10 protein-coding genes are annotated in these 19,954 nt (G+C 36.8%); 1 reads left to right on the forward strand and 9 read right to left on the reverse strand.

The features are described from left to right. Positions 1-111: 111 nt before the first annotated feature. From AADJ06_RS07735 to AADJ06_RS07760, 6 genes are all read right to left on the reverse strand, one after another. Complete coding sequence (locus AADJ06_RS07735) at positions 112-4,491, reverse strand: 3-coathanger stack domain-containing protein (protein WP_341225852.1); 4,380 nt, start codon at positions 4,489-4,491, stop codon at positions 112-114. A gap of 282 nt (positions 4,492-4,773) precedes the next feature. Continuing rightward, entirely contained in the window at positions 4,774-7,068 is a 2,295-nt protein-coding gene (locus tag AADJ06_RS07740; protein ID WP_341225853.1) for a hypothetical protein, read from the reverse strand. A 322-nt stretch (positions 7,069-7,390) separates the two neighbouring features. After that, entirely contained in the window at positions 7,391-8,137 is a 747-nt protein-coding gene (locus AADJ06_RS07745; RefSeq protein ID WP_341225854.1) for an acyl-CoA desaturase, read from the reverse strand. Between the two features lie 189 nt (positions 8,138-8,326). Beyond that, the gene (locus tag AADJ06_RS07750; RefSeq protein ID WP_341225855.1) at positions 8,327-9,499 is read right to left on the reverse strand and encodes a serine hydrolase domain-containing protein; all 1,173 of its coding nucleotides are present in this window, start codon (positions 9,497-9,499) and stop codon (positions 8,327-8,329) included. Positions 9,500-9,517: 18 nt separating this feature from the next. Continuing rightward, the gene (locus AADJ06_RS07755) at positions 9,518-11,320 is read right to left on the reverse strand and encodes a GEVED domain-containing protein (RefSeq protein ID WP_341225856.1); all 1,803 of its coding nucleotides are present in this window, start codon (positions 11,318-11,320) and stop codon (positions 9,518-9,520) included. After that, positions 11,317-11,637 carry a LytTR family DNA-binding domain-containing protein gene (locus AADJ06_RS07760; protein WP_341225857.1) on the reverse strand — a complete coding sequence of 107 codons (321 nt, stop codon included), beginning with the start codon at positions 11,635-11,637 and terminating at the stop codon, positions 11,317-11,319. Before AADJ06_RS07760 ends, AADJ06_RS07755 begins: the two co-directional genes overlap by 4 nt. Positions 11,638-11,800: 163 nt before the next feature. Here AADJ06_RS07760 and AADJ06_RS07765 point away from each other — a divergent pair, with 163 nt between their 5' ends. Next, complete coding sequence (locus AADJ06_RS07765) at positions 11,801-13,606, forward strand: hypothetical protein (protein WP_341225858.1); 1,806 nt, start codon at positions 11,801-11,803, stop codon at positions 13,604-13,606. Here AADJ06_RS07765 and AADJ06_RS07770 read toward each other — a convergent pair. From AADJ06_RS07770 to AADJ06_RS07780, 3 genes are all read right to left on the reverse strand, one after another. Next, on the reverse strand, positions 13,603-14,247 hold the full coding sequence (locus AADJ06_RS07770; protein WP_341225859.1) for a response regulator transcription factor: 645 nt from the start codon (positions 14,245-14,247) through the stop codon (positions 13,603-13,605). The genes AADJ06_RS07765 and AADJ06_RS07770 overlap by 4 nt on opposite strands. A gap of 273 nt (positions 14,248-14,520) precedes the next feature. After that, positions 14,521-16,497: a hypothetical protein gene (locus AADJ06_RS07775; protein ID WP_341225860.1), complete on the reverse strand. Its 1,977-nt coding sequence runs from the start codon at positions 16,495-16,497 to the stop codon at positions 14,521-14,523. Between the two features lie 2 nt (positions 16,498-16,499). Continuing rightward, positions 16,500-19,931 carry a hypothetical protein gene (locus tag AADJ06_RS07780; RefSeq protein WP_341225861.1) on the reverse strand — a complete coding sequence of 1,144 codons (3,432 nt, stop codon included), beginning with the start codon at positions 19,929-19,931 and terminating at the stop codon, positions 16,500-16,502. Positions 19,932-19,954 lie beyond the last annotated feature (23 nt).

The following is a 19,954-nucleotide window of genomic DNA, read 5'->3' on the forward strand; positions in this document are numbered from 1 at the left end:
GTACTGAAAAACATCGTGTAAATGGGGATAAATAGACCTTAAAATAGAAATTTACTTTAGCTCTGAGTTATGGAACATGCACTTTTAAAGCAATATACTTTCAAGTTTCAATCAATTACAACCTTCTGGATGTGCCATAAAAACGGTTCCAGATAAGGCTGAAAAACCTGGTTCTAAAACAATTGCGTCTGCTTTATATTCTACCTCAGCCTGTGCCGTAATATCATTACTCGCTGTTAAGTTATTTCCTGAAATAAAATGATAGCCTAAATTAATGTCTCCTGCTGTACTTTGTAAATTACTAATGGTGCCGCATGGCGAAAATTTAATGACCGCTAGCTTTTCGTTATTCTTTGGTTTAAACGAATTATTCGAAGACTCCAGAAATTCAGAAATATCTGTTAAAGCATAAAGTGAAGAACCTTGAGAAACCAATTTGTTTACAACATCATTTCCTATACCACCTTGACCCTGATACCATCGTAAATCACCAGATGTATTAAAGGAACATAAATAAGAATTCCCGCCAGAAAGCTCCATAGTACCATGAACATAGGGCTCACTAAAATTTATTTTTTTATTATTCTCGCCTCCAAAAACCAATTCTCCTCCAAGAAAGGTTCCATAAACCTCTTCATATAAATACTCCGAGGTATCTCCAATAATTTTAACCCAGTTAATCTGGCCAGTCAGGTCATAAGATTGGACAATAATTCTCCCATCTGCTAAAGCGTCATACTCATCAACTCCAGCCTGATATGGGCTACTAAGGTTTACTATAGCACTATTTGTTTGGTTTATAGCATACAATCCGTTGTCGTGAGGTACCAAACTGCTCTTATTTAAATCATTCGCAAACGATGCATCTTGTCTTCTAGCCCACACTAAATTGCCAGATAAGTCTAAAGCAGCCAAGAAAACCCCTTCATAGGCCGATTCGTAAAGTTTATTTGTATCATACAAAGATGGCGTCTTAAAGTTTATAGAATCCTTAAATGTGCCTGATATATAAATCCTATTTACAAAGGCTTCCACTTTATATCCATAATCAGAATTTTCACCTCCAAATCTCTTCGCCCAATTTAGGTTACCATTTTGGTTATAATTAAGAAGGAAGGCATCCCGGTTGTCTTCAGAAATCAACAAGCTATCTTTGACCCCTGCGTTTTCAAAATAAAGTGTGTCCGAAAAACCACCATACAAATAGATGTTGCCTCCTGCACCAGCCATATCCGTTACTTCTTCATAAACTTTCACTTTGGATAGATAGGTGCCCGTAGTATCAAACCACAACAAATGATTCCCTATGACGTTTAATGTTGACGCTCCAGAGTGAATAAAAAGCGAGTCATAATCCACACTGACATGCATAAAAAGTTGGCCTTCATAATATTCCAGTTTTGCATTATTAGCAGAAGTGGCTTTGGCTACTTCTTTTAGCCATAAAGGCTTAGCACTAGCGTCTAGTTTTAGTAGAAAAAAGCAATCTTTGTCTTCTTCAGAGTTTTGTAATTCCAAATCTCCAATGTTAATAACATCTGTATAACGCCCAACTATATACGAACTACCAAGTTCATCTACCACCATGTCATCAGTATAAATAACTCCATTTGTTTCTCTTCCTTGAATCTTGCTAAAATGGTATTTATCAGTCCATAAGAAAGCTGCCATAAAAGCGTAGGGGTCGCCCTGCGGGCTTATAAAATGGGTAGAATTATTAGATGGGGTGTTGAAGTTCATTTGTTCTGTACCAAAACCGCACAGGAAAGAGTTATACCCATCAAAGGCCACACCGCGAGGAAAATCATCCCCTATACCGCCTGCTCTTTTTGTGCTAAGAAGTGTACCTGCCGTAGAAAATCTTGTTACAAAAATATCTCTCAGCCCATCAGAAAGATAAGTTTCAGGCCACACCTCAGTAAAATTATTAAAATCAATAGTATTCCTAAAAAAGCCTACCAGATTAACCGTACCGTTTTCTATGGCAAGCGAGGTGCCGCCGTCATTTATAGTACCCCCTGCTCTTCTTCGCCACATTGGAATTCCGCCAGACGAGTACTTCACCAAAAACGCATCTCTTTGACCGGCACTAACTAGTGCTGGCCCAGAAAGCAGTACACCCGGAAAAAATGCCTCATCTGTAAAAAAGCCAGTCATATACACGTTACCTTTATAAGTTGCTATATCTAGTAGTTGGTCGTCATCTACCCCTCCTCCTCTTCTAATATAATTCAAGGTGCCTGAACTATTATACTTGGCAAGAAAGACATCTTTTAAACCCGCAGATACCAGTTCATTGGAGCCTAAGGCAGAAGGCGTATTAAAGTTAGCCGTGTCCTCAAAAAAACCTCCAACATACACATCAGAATTAGAAATACTCAAACTTATTCCCGCATCATCACCTGTTCCGCCAGCTCTTCTTATCCCGTTAACATCTCCTGAAGATGAATATTTGACTAAAAAAGCATCTGTACCACCTGCTGAAGCTATTTGATTAGAACCAATGGCAGATGGTGTATTAAAATTAGCGGTTACCATAAACTTTCCTGTAACAAATATTTCAGAATTAAGCACGGCTATACCTTTTCCTATATCATCTAAAACCCCACCAGCTCTTCTTAACATAAATATGTAACCATCTAGCTGCCTGCCTTTCCATAAAAAAATGTCAGTACCTCCAGCAGAAGTTATTTCATTGGTGCCTGCAGAATAAGGGCTGCTAAAATTTGCTGTGTTTTCAAAACTACCCGTAACGTAAACATAGCCGTCGGAGAAAGTAATGTCTTGTGGTTCGTCATCCCCCGTTCCTCCTGCTCTTCTAGACCAAATAGGTGTTCCCTCACTATCTTGTTTTATAATAAATATATCTTTCCCGCCTTGAGAATAGAGTACTGGTAGTGAGCCAAATTTTACCTCTTCATGAAAATAACCTGTGGTATAAGTATTTCCAAAACCATCAGTAGCTATTGCCATGGACTCATAACCACCAGAAATCTGGGAATCACCATAGCTATTCTGCCAGTTAGGTACTAATTCATTGACAAAATGACTCTGTAATAAACGAGCAGATTTACTATATAAAGAATCTTCTATTTCTTGATTTAAGTCACTAATTGTCAATTCACTTTCTATATCATTAAAGGTAACGAGCCCCTCAGAAGTAGGTTGATAGGCTCTCAAAAAACTAAATTCAGATGACTCAAAAATGCGGCAAGAAAGAAAAGTCCCACTTAATAAATAACTCGCTATCAGACCATTAGAATGGTCTGAATTTAAGCCATAAGAAGCTGCAACTGAATTATCCGGTGTATAAAAAATAAGGGAATCTCCAATTGAAGTATTAGCATTTATATACAAACGATTATCAACACTCTTTAGCTTACTGGTGGTACCAGAATAAATTGGGCCAAAAGCGTTAAACCATCCAAGATTACCTAGGCTATCATAACTTGCTATAAAAGCTTCTCTTTCCGTAGTTGACAGCTCATTAACTCCATTAAATAAAGAAGGAGTATTAAAATTAATATGACCCTCATATGTAGCAGAAACAAAAATTTGATTTTCTCGAGCTAATACACTCATGCCTTCAGAACTATCCCGATTTCCAAACCGCCTGAGCCAAACATATGAACCATTTACATCATATTTAATTAGAAAATTATCTACTTCAATTCCTGAGTCAGATATATTCATTATACTGCCTGCCTCACCTTCAGTATTAAGCTTTCCAGTGTAAAAACCAGTTACATAAAGTCCATCTTCATAAATGGCCACATCTTGCACAAAGACCTCCGTATCACTATTCAATACATTTGCCCAAATCAGGTTTCCATCCAAATCATACCTAACTAAAAAACCTTTACGATTAAAGGCGGCAGAACTGTAAGTAACTCCACCAGAATCACTTAATGATTGAAAATCTGTGTCTCCAGAAAAAAAACCCGTCAGAAATAAGCCCTTATCGGTAGCTTTTAAAGCTCTGGGAAAGACTTCTATGCTAGCATCGAGTAATTTTGTCCATAAGAGTTCTCCCTCTTCACTATATGATACCAAGAGGGTACTAAAAACCTCTTCGGGTAAAACCTGTTCATTTACTCCTCTTTGATAAGGCGTGTTTAAGTTAAACCCATTTCTAACAAGAGCCGCTACATATACTTTGCCATCATAAAAACTGATCGACTGACCATAATCATAATCATCCCCACCAATTCTTTTCTTCCATAAAACATCGCCATTCGCGTTTAATTTCATGAGGATAACATCCCTATTACCTCCTTGACTCTCAAAGTTTGAACCATCTATTTCGGTATTAGTATATGAACCTATGGCATAGTAATTCCCGACACCATCGTCTATAACATCCTTGAGTGTCAAATATTCTTCTTTATCTTTTAGAGCTATCCCCCATTCAGGAAGTAGTTGTGCATTCAGTTCTGGAAAAAACAGAAGAAATAATAAAGACAGCAGGGGTTTTACTCTTGTATATATCATATCTATCTTTTTACGAGTGATTTGAAGTCTGTTCTGAGCTAAGCATTAAGCTCTACAAAATCTCATATAATTTTAACAGCCAAACAATTCAGTTTAAGCTACCACCAAAGTTCATGAAACCAGTTCACTCATACCATCGTGTAAATGGGGATTTATTGACCGTAAAGTGGAAATCTGGCTCTCATTAAGTTCATAAAAAATCAAGGCAGCCACCTATCCAATTATGATTAGATGTCCTATTCATGGAGAGTAAATAGAAAACCAAGCTTAATTTGAAATGAATTAGTACGAACTCACGTCCAAAACTGCATCACTATCGGTGTCAAAAAATGCCCCAGTCTGAATGTCAAGATACGCTGCACGGCCATACTCATTTGATAATAAATGTACACGTTCAGAACTAGGAATAATGACCTTATCACAGGCGTTTGGAAGTCGCATTAATGACCAGTTATTTACATCAAACCAACTTTCATCTGGACTACCGGTAAAAGAAATCTCACTAATATTCCAACATGAATAGTCCCCAGACGTCACCACGGGTAACCTCATTTGTAAATCACACTTGCCATACAAATTCACTGTAAAACGTAAGGTATCTGAAGTAGAGAATCCATTAACCTCAAAACTTTGATAATCTCCTGCTAAAATACCAGCCAACTGGGTCTCAGCGGCATCCCCGTAAAAGTTATTAGGTATAGAAAAAACGGGTGCTCCTAAAAGCCCAGAAGTATATTTTTTCCCGACTGTTAAACTATTATATATGGGAGAGCTTATTAAACCCTGATTTAGAGTTAGTTCATCAGAATGAAAGCCATTTAGACCTTCTATAAGTCCGTAATTATTAAAGGTGCCATCGTTACTAATTCTGGCGGAGTCAGATAGGCTTAGTAAGCCAATATTATTCACTGTACCAATGGTTTGCACTTGAAAAGGCAATTCTGTATGAAAAGTGGAACAAGTGTCAATGGTCATAATACCATTGACAAAAATACCATTTGGCACACTTACTGTGCTTTCATTTATAAGATTAAATAAACCGTAGTTATTAAATTCCTGTGCTACATTACTCCCTATATATAAGCCTAAATCTGAGGTTCCCTGGAGTGTCATATTTACTTTACCACGATTCACAAATTGGCCTCTTGCATTATTAAAGGCAGTGCCAGTGCCTGAATATGTAAGATCTATTATACCACTTTGGTCATTGAAAAGCAGATTAGAATAATTGTAAATACCATCTCCTCCCATATGATTTTCAATAGTTAGTGTTCCCTCATTAAAAAACTTGCCAAACGTTAACGTAGTCAATCCATAACCAGATTGACCATTTTTAAGTGTGATTTGTCCTTCATTTATAGTCGAATCACCCGGAACTGTAAGACCGGTATCTGTACAGGAGTCCACAGTAATGATGCCTGTAGATAAGTTTTTAAAATACGTTAGTTCTAATCCTTTTTTTGCATTCTTAATATCAATGGTGGCATGATTAGAAAAGTATTCAGGCATTCCTGAGGCATTACTGTGAGATAAACCATGCATTTGACCTTTCAGATCAAACTGAAATAATCCATAATTATCAACCCTACCTATACCTGTGACAAAGAAAAAGTCTGCGTTGTCTGAAACTGAATCTGAAATAACTACTGCTCCTGTATTATTAGTAAAATCTCCCATAAGTGAGAGCCCAACCGAATTTTTAGTTGAAACTATAATGGTGTCATTATTCACCAAATCGCCAGTCACAAAAGACGTTATATTTGTTCCTGAAGAATAGATGTAACCGTCATTTATAAGATCATTGCTATTGTCTATCCCACTATAAACCAACATAATGGCATCTTCATGGTTATTAATTTCACTAAGTTCATTATTAGCACCATGCCCATAGAGGCCTGCCAATGTTGTGTTTTCCACCCTTAATCTATCATAATTCTCCACTAGGCCTCCATCACTTTCTAGACCATACTCCGTACAATTTTTAATATTTAGTATTTGATAATTGACCAAACTGTCCACGAATCCAGTTTGTAGGAAACCAGTTACAGCTCCATCAATACTAACTTTACCCTTGTTCACAAACCCCCCAGAATTAGTTATTCCATAGTCGCCAGCGTTGCTAACTATTATTTCACCGCCTATATTTACTTTGATTTCGCCTTCTGAATTAACTGCGTCTGAGGCTGCATTCAGAATATTCAATAGGGCTCCTGTTCTTACTATAAGTCTATTTTGATTTTGAAGTGTCACTCCTCCACCTTCTAGGTTTACGGTACCAGAGATGTCTAAAAAACCAAGGTTTTGATTTATCAGACTTAAACCACCGTTAACATCAAGAACTCCACTAGCTGTTACTGTAATATTGCCAGAGGCAATAATAGAACCGACGCTAACGGAAGAGTTTACCTCTACCGAATTAGGCGAACCAATTACCGCCCTATCCGTACTACTTGGAAGATTACCGGTAGACCAGCATCCTGCATCAGTCCAGTTTCCGTTAGGGCAACCAAAAATCACATCAATAGCTAAGACATGAAAAGAAGAAATAAAGAATAGAAAAAAAAGTAACTGTTTCATAGCTTAATATTAGATCATTCACCCCTTATAGGATACTTTCAAAGTTCCTTAAACAAAAACACTCTCACAATCGTGTAAATAGGGATTTATTAACCATAAAATAGAAACATGGTGTTTTTAAAAATATCAATCGAACGTTAATAGCCATCAATACCTGAGAACCTTAATCTGAACATCATTTTTCTTTAGCCTGATTAGATTAGAGCTCAGCTAGTTTAGTCTCTTATAGAAATATCTCTTAAAGAAGATTGAACGCCCTACATCAAAAAAAACACCTACTGCAAGTGCAATAGGCGTTTTCGATCACTAGTCTACTATCAATCTACATATAGTTTAAGTCGTTATTGGGTTTTAGTTTAATAAGGTGTATAGCATCTAAAATCTTAATTATCGGATAGGTTGGGTCTAATTCATGCCATTTGATGCCAAAATTGGCTCTACCACCAAACTTGTGGTGATTATTATGATAGCTTTCTCCCATCATCAGTATATCTACAGGCAGTAAATTTCTTGCGGTGTCATTAACATCAAAGTTTCTGTAACCATATTTATGAGCATACCAGTTAATTATCACACCATGAACTGGCCCCATTAAAAAATGAATAGGCAGCAATAAAAAATACGCCCAGTGGTCTGCAAACTGAATATAAAACCATACGTAAACAGCTCCCCAAGCCAAACGCACCAACCATAAATCACCGAGCTTTTCCATAAAAGCCCAGTGAGGTACATTTTTCTTAAACTTAGGTTCTATGCTGTCCTGCTTGTGCAAAATGTTATTATAGTAATTCTTAGTCTTCCACATCATGTCAAAAAGGTTTTTTGAAAACGATGGAGAGTGAGGGTCTTGCTCAGTGTCTGCATGGGCATGATGAAGCCTATGCATAACGCCATAAGCATATGGACTCAAAAATGAAGAGCCTTGAAATATAAAAGTTAAAACATAAAACAGTTTCTCCATGAATGGACTCATGGTAAACATTTTATGTGCTGCATACCTGTGCAAGAAAAAAGTCTGGGCAAAAAGCGATAAATACCAGTGGGCTAAAAAGAAAGCGATGATTATCATTAACGTAATTCAAATAAAATGATTGAATTACAAAGCTAGATTATGCCTAGCTTGAAAAAAATGACCTTGGTCAGGTGTTAAAGAAAAGCTTGGCTTCAACATTGCAAAGGCGACCCTTTCAAAAAAAGGTCGCCTTCTATATATTCTATTTTACGACTTAAAGCAATAATTTCCCTAAAACTCCTTCGTCTAAAACACATTAGTTAAAAACTGGTCAATATCCTCAAAAGCACGCTGTTTTGAAATTAAATCAATTAACAAATCTTGCTGCCCATAAGCTATTTCTTGATCTAAAGCTGCACTGGTGTAGTCAGCATTGGAGTTTGAAATTATAGCAGCGGTCAAACCCGTTTGCTTATCTAGCATCCACCCAGACCGCGTGCTAGGCAGGCTACCATACATGTAAAGTCGCTCTCCCCAAACGCCGATACCATGCCCCCAATTCGGGCTATGCGGTGTGGTAGTTACAAATTCATTCATAAGGGGAGTTGGGAGCAAATTCCACCTTCCTGAAGGTCCAAGCGATATTGCAAACCTTAATAAGGACTTAGCACTAGTTACCACATTACCAGAGCCAATGTAACGTTCCATACTAAAATCATATTCATGACCTGCCAAATTTCCTTGTCCATAATATTTGACTTCATTAGATAAATCACTATTCGAAACACCAAGAGCCGTGACTTCGTCGTCTATTTTATATAGTACTTCATTTTTTAAAAAGTCATAAAAGGAAACCCCAGAAACCGCCTCTACTATCATGGAAGCCACAAAATAATTGACATTTACATAATGATACGCACTACCTGGGGCAAACTCCTGAATAGAATTATCAAGCACCCAGCTTAGATAGTCTTCATTGCTAAGCTCTTCATGCATATTGACCAAATCACGTTTTTGGGCATTCACAAAGGTGCCGGAAGTGTTTAATAATAACTGAGAGACCGTTATTTGCTTAAGACTTTCGGAATAGGCCTTTGTCCCAAACTGTGTCCCTAATATAGCTCCTGGCCCAAAGACTTTGTCAGACAGCTGAATAGCATCAAACTCTACCAATTTCATAATGGCCATACCTGTATAGGCCTTGCTGCAGGAAGCTATCCTAAAAACATGATCAGGGTTAACCTCAACTCCCTTTTCTACATCCGCAAATCCATAACCCTTCAGGTAAACCAAGGCACCATCTTTAGCTATCGCCAAAGAAACTCCAGGTAAGTCAAATTCAGACATATAAGCGTTAATCAATCCGTCAATCTCTGCAATATCTTGCTGGACTGGAACTGGCTCAGGAATTACAGGTTCTTTCTCCGTGGTTTTACACTGGGTTAAAAGAATAAGACAGATGAAAAATAAGTTTTTCATAAATATATTTTGTTTTGATTAAGGGCAGCCTCCGGCTTCAGCAAGAAATGGCGATCCACCATCAGCCGAAAACCCAGGACCTAAAGTTATGCTAGGACTAGTTAGATTAGCCGGGTATTGGTATTCTGGAAAAAATGGATCATAGTAGTTTTGAGTATAGTCCACCGTTTCAATGGGACCATTGGCTATAAAATCGGTAAAAACATAGTCTATCAACTGTAAACCATTTGCACAATCACCTTCTATATAGACTGTAATATCCTTTGTGTCAGAATATCGCTGTCTGTCTTCTGCCCCAAACGAGTCATATAAGTAACTCGTTCTGAACCTCATCCTATAAAAATCAGTGGTGGTATTAACAGGAACTATAAGACTGTCGCTGCTTCTTCCATTATTATTATAACCTTTGGATACAATTTCTGAGTTTTCAAAAATATGATTCTGATTAAGGTCAATCCATACTTTAAACGAATCACGGTTAGAAGAGTTCTCGTAATAGTCAAGCCAATAAACACCATATTTGGTACCGGCGTCAAAAGACCTAAGCGTTTGAGAATAGTCGAGATATGGTTCTGAATTTCGGGGAAAGCTTACATAAAACTGACTAACATTTTGAGGATTATAGAGGTAGAGATATCTAACATCATGGTTATCTGGGTAATAAGATGCTGGCGTGCTGTAAGAATTAAAAGAAGCAGTATGTGCTACTATAGAAGAATAATAATTCTTTGAATTAGCCGCCTTAATCCTATAGTAATAAGTAGTACCAGCTACTACCGAAGCATCAATAAATTCTCTAGAAAAGCTATATACCCCACCAATGGACACAAAACCTGAGCTTGGATTTGTGCTTCTTTCTATTAAAAAACCTAAAGGATTAGAATTACAATACCATCTCACACGCACACTGCCGTAAAGTTCAAAAACTCGGACATTAAAAACAGATATTGTATCATTGGAAGGATAGGTAAATCCGTATTGATTTCCTTCATTTTCAATCAAGCTTAATCTAGCAGCATGAGATGACTGAGCTCTGGCAGCTTGACCAGCAGTAAAATCCATTCGGCACCCTCCTGAGTAATAAGACATAATATTATTTGTGAGCGGAGCATAAGATTGATTGTTCCCGTCCTTAGCTGTTCCATTATAATTACAGGTAACCACATTATAGTAAGTGGGGTAAGTATCAGCGGGAGTATCACAAACATAATCACCAGAAGCATTACAGTTACTTCCATTTACTAGCTCTGCACCTTGAAAAGACTCATGCGTGTGGTATAAATTAAAATAATGACCCATTTCATGTGTAAGTGTTTCTCCACCTTGCCATACACGGTTAACCACAAACATCCAATTATCAAACTTATCACCACTAATAAAATTAGATCTACCTCCAGAATTGGAATTATTGACATAGTAAATATTGATAGCATCGTCCACGTTTTGAGCTACCAATTCTAAAGAATCACTGTAGTTCACATTGGCATCAAAATCATCTAAGATCGAATTATTTAGATAATTAATACTGTCACATAAATAAAACTGAAAGCCTACAGGTAAAAACTTCTCATTCATCTTTGCAAATTCATACATGAAGGAGTTTAGGTCGTAGTAACTTGTTCCATAACTTCGTGTTAAATGGAGTTTCACTGGCAAATAAGTTATGGAACTAGAACTAATACCTCTGTATAAATTTACAATTCTCTCTATTTCCTTAGCTTTCTCTTTTGAGGGTGTAATTGTCCCGCAATTCTCTATTTGAGCAAAACCCTGAGTCAGAAACATTAATAGAAAAAGCAGTATTAAGTAAGTTTTTTTCATGAAGCTTTCGATTTAATTCTTTCTAATAATCCATTTAATTTTCTACGAGAAACCAAGGCCATTTGCTGGTTAATAAGCTGTACCTCGTAATTACCACATGACTCCACCTCATGCACATTTATAAGAAACTTCTTATGCGACCTATAAAAGTCAAAGGGTTTAAACCTAGCTTCTAGCGATTTTAGGGTGGTAGCTACCGTAAACCGCATTCCGTTTTTTAAGTAAACATGGGAGTAATTAACATCTGCCTCAAAGAAAACTACATTCTTAGGGACCACAGAATGAAAACCTCCTACTTTAATTTTTTCGTTTTTCATGGAGTATTTATTTACTTCAAAATTGGTGGATTAATGCATTTAAGTAAATGGTGGTAAACATTGAAAAGGCATACATGAAAACATGTATTTCCATCTTCCAGTTAAAATTTGTGCAGTTCTTGGCTTTGATTTTGAGATAAGAATTTTCATCTTCCAAAAGCAAATGAAATTATATAGCTTAATACTTATTGGTCTATTCTTATCGATAGCCCCTACTAATTCTGCCCAGGCAGAAACTGGTATGAGCAGGGATTCTTTGGCTATTGCGATAAGCTTCCTTGAAAAACAACCTGCCACTATTGAAAGAGACACGCTGCTGATGTATTACTATAATGACCTCTGTGAAAAAAGTATTTATGCTGGAGACCCAAAAGCTGACTTAAGACTAGAACAATTTAGGTTAGCTCAAATCAATAGTCAATGGCCAATATCCAAGGCACTCTATTTTAGAGCTCTCGGAAAAAAGGAAGATAAACTAGGTGATTATCAAAAGGCTATTGAATACTATCATAATGCCCTTCAAATATTGGAAGAATACAGTGCCAACCCAGAGCATATAGTTTACACCAAAATCCTTCTTGGTTATGTGATGCTTAATAGTGGAAACCAAGAAGAGTGCATTCGGCTTTTTAAAGAGGCCGAGCCATTGGCTTTAAAGCTTCATGATACTAGTCATGCCATCTGGATTTTAGATTTCTTTGCAGACAATACACTTGATAAAGCCCAAAAAGAAAGTGACTATTTAGAAGCCCTAGCTTATTATAAGCAAGCCGAAAACCTTCTGCCTAAAAGCTTAATAAAAAACCAAATACCGAACAATTTACAAGGGCAAGCTAAAGTGTATCATTTGCTAGGAAATGAAAAAAAATCGGAAGAGTATTTAGCCTTGGCCTTAGAGCAAGCACAAAGACTCTCAAATTACTTTATTCAATACAATATCTATTCAGACTACGCCGAAAAGGCCGCCAAAAAAAAGGAATTTGATAAGGCTATAGATCATCAATTGGCGGCGGTATCTGCCGCAAACTCCTTTGGTTATCTTGAGTTTATTAATAGGAGTAACCAGAACCTTTACAAGATTTACAAAGCAGCTGGCAATGAAGCAAAAGCTCTTGAAACTTTGGAGTATTATGTTAGCCTAGAAGACAGCCTTATGCGGCAAGAAGTTAATGAAAAATACGCTGAGTTAGAGGGTCAATATGAGTTTGAAAAACAGCAAAACAGAATTCAAGAATTAGAAAACACACAGCTACAATATGTTCTTTGGACTCTTGCCGCCATACTTCTTTTAAGTACTTTGTTCGGTATTTATTTAGTAAAAAACTCCAGAAAACTTAGGCGTCAAAATCAACTTTTAAATGACAAAAACGAGGAAATAAGACTGGCTATTGAAAAAGGAAGTCAGCAAGAACGTAAAAGGGTGGCAAATGACCTTCATGACGGCCTCGCCACAAAAATCACTGCTATGAAATGGAGGCTAGAAGCCGAAAAACCCACGGAGCTCTCAGAATTTATGGTTTCCGAATTGGAAAAACTCTATACGGATGTAAGGCTAATTGCCCATAATATGGCATCACAAGAGTTTCACATAAAAGGTCTGATTCCTTCTATTGAAAACCTAATTACCAAACTAAATTTAATAGAGAAAACTAGCTTTAAACTTGAGAATAAACTTCCCGCAAGCAGAACCTTTAAACATGATTTAGGCTATCAGCTTTACTGCATTATTTTAGAACTTAGCACTAATGTAATGAAGCACTCTAATGCCACCATGGCGATCCTTTCACTCAAAGAATACAATGCTAATTTAATCATAAGCATGACCGACAATGGAAGTCAGCCAAAAGACAATACCCGCTCAGGAATAGGACTTTTAAATATGAAAGAAAGAGTCAAAAACTTCAAGGGAAGCGTAATTATCAGAGATGAAGAAGGCTTTGAAGTTTTTATTGAAATACCGCTCAGCTAGGGTGTAATAAGATTATGCTGGTAGGCATATTTAACAATGCCAATTACATTTTTCACTCCCAACTTCTTTATAATATTATGCCTATGTTTTTCAACAGTGGCTGGGCTCAAAAATAGTTTTTCTGCTATTTCTATACTGGACATCTCCTTGCCTATCAGTTCTATTATTTCAATTTCCCTCGCGGTAAGGCTTGGCATTTCCTCTTCCATCATAAGCACGTCCGCCATACCGTTATCAGGATTTAACAGCTCTTTCATCACACCTTCACTATAGTATCTTTTACCGGCACCTACAGCCTCTATTGCACTTTGAAGTTCGCTTCTATTCGCTTTTTTCATCACAAAACCCTTAATACCCGCATTGAAAGCATCTTTGATAGTTTGAAAATCGTCTGAAATAGTGAGCATCAAGATTGGTAAATTAGGTTTCATTTTCCTAACATTTACCGCCAAACTGCAGCCGTTCATTTCTGGCATATTATAATCTGTAATTAAGAGGTCTAACTCTTCCACCTGTATATACTGTAAAGCTTTTTGAGGCTCATTAAATGTTTTTATCTCACTCACTATAGATAGTGATTTTAATAGCATTCCTAGGCTATCGAGTATAATATTATGGTCGTCTACAAGTACGATTTTCATAAAATATAAATTGGCTAATTCAAGGTAAACATTAATCGCAATGCTGCCAATAGCATGGCGTTTTTTCAATGTTTTGATGTAGATGTCCTACATGTAAACATGTAGGTACCGATTTAAATATGGCATGTTATGTTTAGCATTTCTCTTCAGTGAAAAACATTAGTACCCTATCTTTCTTCAGTATTTAAGCCCGCATAAACTTAAGTAGTAGAAATTGATTCTATTTGAGACTTTACTCTTTAATACTTTTAAAAGGCACTATTACCGAAAATGCTATTCCGAGGGGTCAAACAGAACCATCACTCCCGGAGGAGCTAAAAAATAAGCACCTGTTTCTACCAAAATACTTTTAGCTTCTGCTGTGGTAGTTGGGGCTATTTCACATCGTTCGCCATTTGGTATAATTACCTTATCGCAGGCTCTAGGTACTTCATTATTTGACCAGTTATCTGACGTATGCCAGTCGGTGTTAATAGAGCCTAAGAAGGTTACATTTGCAGCAGGAGCAGTATTACAATCCCAAACAGGATTCCTATAAAAAGGGAGTTTGAGCACTCTAGCATTACACTCATCTAGCGTATAAGTTATATAAACGGTATCTTCTCTTACCGCTGCCTCATTAGGTTTCCAATAATTATTTGGAGCATCCAAATCTCCTGCAGGTACCATTGCTCCGTTTTCTTTTACCTGAATATTTGACAAATAAGCTGCGGCATCAGAATGAAAACCTGCAAATAGTGGTTGAACTTGCTGCCCTTCCATAATTTCATTAGGATTCTTACTATAGATTAAACCTCCGTTACCAAACTGATTTATATAGCCAGCTGGCAATCCATTCTCTAGTAGTGAAGATGTAAGTGCTAGTGCTCCTGTATTAATAAAATCAGGGCCTGCATCTTTCTTTAGGCCTTCTATCTGCATAAAGCCATAATTATAAATGAGTGTGCCAGAAGTACCGTTTAGTTCTAAAGAATCTTCTAAAACAAAATCTGAACATTCCCTATTATTTAAGATGTTTCCATCTTCTAAGACTAGGGCTTTAGAACTGGACAAAGCACCTTCTCCTATATTAAACGCTGCCGTTTTATAATTCAGAATAGTTTCTTTATCAGAGCTAATAGATGATAAAACTACCCCACTTTTGTAATAATTCTGAATATCAATTAATCCAGAATTGGTCAAGACTCCGCCGTCAAAAATCTCAATACCTTCTCTGGCATTATTTAAGTCTAATGCTATCTCGCCATCGTTCTCTATACTGGTTCCGGCATCTTTGAGTGAAATAGCAAACACACCTTCCATAGCAGTAGCCATAGAATCCAGATTATGAATTAATCCAGTAGAGTGGTTTATAAGCTCCGAATTACCATTTAATTCAATATTATTTTCGTTAGAATACGTGAATGATATTTCACCATAATTATCTAACTCGGCATAACTATATAACTTTATACTCTCTTCTGTAGATTCAGATGCTATAGTTCCATGGTTTACTAAATCTCCATATACCTGAATGGGTCCTGAACTATAAATACTTGCCGCTGCTTGATTTGTAAAAGTAACTGTTGAATTAAGTAGCACGTTACTACCAAAATTTATTTGTCCTTGATTTTCAGATGTAGAACCGCCGATTATTGCAGCACGAGTACCATCGTCAGAAACTGTGATACTTCCTGTGTTCAAAAGATTACAAATAGCTAAACCATCATCTTGGAAAGATTCTATGTTTATGACTCCATGATTTTCTACGGATGAAGTTAAGACTCCATAAATTCCATCTTCTCCAGTATCTTCTATTATGAGTGAACCAAAATCTCCTATAAAAAGGTAGTTACTAGCTTCCATTAATACACCCGTGTGATTTATATTTCTAAGAGTCATTTTGGAGTTTACATATAGCTTTGCGTTACTCCTTAAAATGATGCCATCATTATTCGTCTCGTCAATAATAAATTCAAATGAAGATGTAGTCTGATAATTTAAAATTGCATTACCATCTAAAACCAACCCTCTGATTAAAATATCTCCAGTGGCTCTAACACTGTCACTACCGATGTAGGCAACATGCGAAGAGCCAGGCACTCCTACAGGACTCCAGTTATTGGCATCACTCCATGAATTTCCAAAACCATTACCCGTCCATGTTTTTACTTGAGCAATGGAGTTAATGGAAATGAGTAAAAGGAAAAAGGTAAATATGCATTTGCTCAAAGAAATTTTATTCGAAATACTGAAAATTTTATAGTCCATATTTAATTAGAAGGGTCAATAATCAATACTGCTCCTGTTTCTGTTCTAAACTTCACGTTCACATCTATAGAATGAGCCCTTGCTTTTGAGTTGGCGGGTATCCATAAGGGAGCATCCATAACAACATTTGTACAGCCATCAGGCACTATTTTATCTTCCCATGATATTGGGTCGTGCCATTGAAAATTAGTGGAAATAACCCAATCACTTGGAACCGCAGTGGTATAAACTCCACCACAGTCAGCGTCTTGCCTAACAGGAATTCTAATTACTGTATTACAGCCAGAACCATAGTTAACTGAGGTATATAAAGTATCTGCCAAAGCACCAATAGCATTTAAGGATATAGAATTATCGGCACTGGCAAAACCACCTCCTAAAGTTGATAGCGATGCATCTGTATACAGGTTACTATTTGAGACCGTAAAAGCTGAATGAGCCCACATTGCGTTTAATTCTTTGACAAGAACAGAAGGTTTACCATTTATTTTACCGGTCATTAAGCCATCATTATTAAAATAACTGCCACCACCAGCTTGCCCTTGCCTCATTCCTTTTACATTCTCAAAAACTCCGTAGTTACTAACCCGTATATTGGCATTTATAGGGTCCGGGTGGCTAATGAAACCGTAATTTTCTGTTTGAATTTCATATCCTGTAGTAGACTTTATAAAACCACATGTTTCATTGGTCCTAACTATTACATTGGTATTATTATCTAGAAGTATTTCTCCGCCCTGTTTATTATCTATACCTCCAGTAAGAGCAGTTTGACAGTTAGCAGCCTCTATTTTTCCAAAATTATCCATTCTACTAGTAATACCAACAGTGGCTCCGTCAATCTTAATTTCTCCATGATTGGTGCTAGCATAAACGAAATGAATTCCTTGTGTAACATTTTCAAAATCCATTACTCCTGTATTAGAAAAAGTATGACCAGATGCTACAGTAATATTACTTAATATGGTATTCGGAACATTGACGGCATTAATACTTCCTGAATTTAAAATTTGATTTGCTTTAATGCCATGTGAGGTATTCACAAATTCTACTTCGCCTGCATTATCTAGTTCTTCTATCTGAGATACATTTCCACAAGCCTCTATAAGGATGTAACCTGTCACAGAATTTGTCAATTTGTCAAAACCAAAAATGGCTTGTTGAATTGCATTATTAAACTCCATATCGCCATTATTTATTATTTCTCCCGCTCCACCAGCAGAAGTCCTTAAGCCAATAAATGAATTAATAACACTTATGCTTCCATCATTTATAACATCAGTCTGCGTTTCAATACCATAACTGTCAGCATCAGTAATTTGAATAGAGCCACCAGCCAAATTTTTAATAACTCCATTGACACCTTTCTGCTGAATACCAATTCCCACAACATTACTAATATTGATACTTCCAGAATTAATCAGGGAGTCATTATCATTAAACTGAATGCCATTATGTGGAGAGGCATTTATCTCTATAAGTCCCTCGTTAATAAGCTTATCTTCTACCCTCAAAGCACCTTTGATAGTAGAAAAAGTATTTGGTTCAGTATCGTCTATTTGGATAGTCCCACTTGGCAAATTATGAATAGGTGTACCGTTAATTTGACCGTAAGGAATATGAATCAGACCCGAGTTTATAAGACTATCTGCCACAATTTTATTAAAACCTAGGAGGTCACCACTGTTGTTAAGTATTCCGCCAATAATAGACAAATTGGTACCTGTAATAATACCCGTTGAAAAGTTTCGGAAGCTTTCAACGGTGTTAAAATCTTCACTGTCAAAATTTATGGTGCCATAGTTATGAAGTGTGGCACCCAGAAAATAAAAAGATGAATTCGACTTGTCGTTAATGTCAAGTTGCCCGCGATTAATAAGTGTTCCAGTACTCTGAAAAAGCCCTAATGCCGTGGCACCTTCCAAAGAATCCAAATCTATAATTCCATTGATTTGATTCTCAAAAATGGCAGAACTACCGAGCTGAATATGATAAGATTGGGTATGTTCTATGGTAAGTGCACCGTCATTTATGAAAGAGGCTCCTGCAACGATTCCAGAGCCAACCCGCCTAATGGTAATGCTAGAACCTTGCTTACTTTCAAAAGTAGTAGAAGCAAAAGCTGCTTGAATTCCTGCACTGGTATCTTCAATAGTAATATCTCCTTCATTTATAAAAGATGCATTAGTATATTGATGAACCACGCCAATTCCGCTGTTTGTTCCAGCAAGAGTCTTTCTTAAATCCATGGAACCCTTATTCTCAAATTGTCCCGAATTCCGGATATAAGTGCCTGCGTCTTCTATAAATATATTACTTCCTGTTTCTTGCTTAAAAATACTAGTTTCTCCACTGTTATGAATTCCAAAACCCGTTGGCTTATGAATTCGTATGGTTCCGTCGTTAATAAATGAATCTGTATTGTCTGTATTCAAAATGCCTTTTTCAAAAATACCTTCAATTTCTATATCACCTCTGTTTGTCACTTTTGTGCTTGTAGAAATACCGATTAAAGTGGGTGAATTAATTTCAAGTTGACCAATATTTTCAAACTCCCCTCCAGTCAAAGTCATTCCATTATCGCCTGCATTATTTAGGGTTATTTCCCCTTCAGAAAGAATAAGACCAAGCGTAGACTCTATGCCATGCTCAGAAGGACTATAGATATTTATGTCCCCATTATTAGTAATTGCAGCGGAATTAAGTATGCCGTCTACTCCTCCTGAGATATTGACCGTACCATTAGTATTATTAAAGAAATTCGCGGAAGCTCCAGCATTCAGCAAGCCTGTTTGACTTTGGCTATTTAAAACAATACTTCCATTATTTTCAAAAGCACCTTGATTGGATATTCCAATAGCATTTAAGTTACTTGTTGTTATTTCACCAAGGTTGTTGGTAAAGCTTCCACTGTTGTTGATGGCCGAACCTCCGCAAGATTGGAGGTTCAAAATAGGATTACCGCTGAGAGCATTTAATGTAAAGACGCCAGACGAACCAATATTTAAGCAATTGCTTCCTGTATTATCTATCTGAAAAAGACCATCATCTTGAATTTCAAGGATTCCATATTCTAACTCTACCCCTAAATATGCCGGATTTGCGATATTCATTGTCCCTAAAACCGTACAAGAAGCATTGTCTTCTATGGTAAGACCATCAGATACTGCATTATTTAAAGTAAGCTCAGCACCTTTTTCAACTTGTAAACTTGTGTTACTTACTCCTGACAAGCTAATACTTCTCACTTCATCACTTGACTTAAAAGCTACTTGTGCGTTTGCAATAATGACATCACAAGAGTTACATGGGAGTAGGTTTCCGTCCCAATTGTCTTGGTCTTCCCAGTTAACACCGTCACCTCCTCCATCCCAAGTGACAGTTTGTGAAAGTACAGAAAGGGGAAATAAAAACAAAAAAACAAAAAATTTCATAGATTAAAACTTGTTAACCGACA

The organism is uncultured Arcticibacterium sp. (genome assembly GCF_964021845.1).
Taxonomy (GTDB): Bacteria; Bacteroidota; Bacteroidia; order Cytophagales; family Spirosomataceae; genus Arcticibacterium.

What these genes read in the sequence shown, in the direction of transcription:
- AADJ06_RS07740 (WP_341225853.1), bottom strand. Translation starts at nt 7,068, where the DNA reads ATGAAACAGTTACTTTTTTTTCTATTCTTTATTTCTTCTTTTCATGTC.
- AADJ06_RS07765 (WP_341225858.1), top strand. Translation starts at nt 11,801, where the DNA reads ATGAAATTATATAGCTTAATACTTATTGGTCTATTCTTATCGATAGCC.
- AADJ06_RS07735 (WP_341225852.1), bottom strand. Translation starts at nt 4,491, where the DNA reads ATGATATATACAAGAGTAAAACCCCTGCTGTCTTTATTATTTCTTCTG.
- AADJ06_RS07745 (WP_341225854.1), bottom strand. Translation starts at nt 8,137, where the DNA reads ATGATAATCATCGCTTTCTTTTTAGCCCACTGGTATTTATCGCTTTTT.
- AADJ06_RS07775 (WP_341225860.1), bottom strand. Translation starts at nt 16,497, where the DNA reads ATGGACTATAAAATTTTCAGTATTTCGAATAAAATTTCTTTGAGCAAA.
- AADJ06_RS07780 (WP_341225861.1), bottom strand. Translation starts at nt 19,931, where the DNA reads ATGAAATTTTTTGTTTTTTTGTTTTTATTTCCCCTTTCTGTACTTTCA.
- AADJ06_RS07750 (WP_341225855.1), bottom strand. Translation starts at nt 9,499, where the DNA reads ATGAAAAACTTATTTTTCATCTGTCTTATTCTTTTAACCCAGTGTAAA.
- AADJ06_RS07755 (WP_341225856.1), bottom strand. Translation starts at nt 11,320, where the DNA reads ATGAAAAAAACTTACTTAATACTGCTTTTTCTATTAATGTTTCTGACT.
- AADJ06_RS07760 (WP_341225857.1), bottom strand. Translation starts at nt 11,637, where the DNA reads ATGAAAAACGAAAAAATTAAAGTAGGAGGTTTTCATTCTGTGGTCCCT.
- AADJ06_RS07770 (WP_341225859.1), bottom strand. Translation starts at nt 14,247, where the DNA reads ATGAAAATCGTACTTGTAGACGACCATAATATTATACTCGATAGCCTA.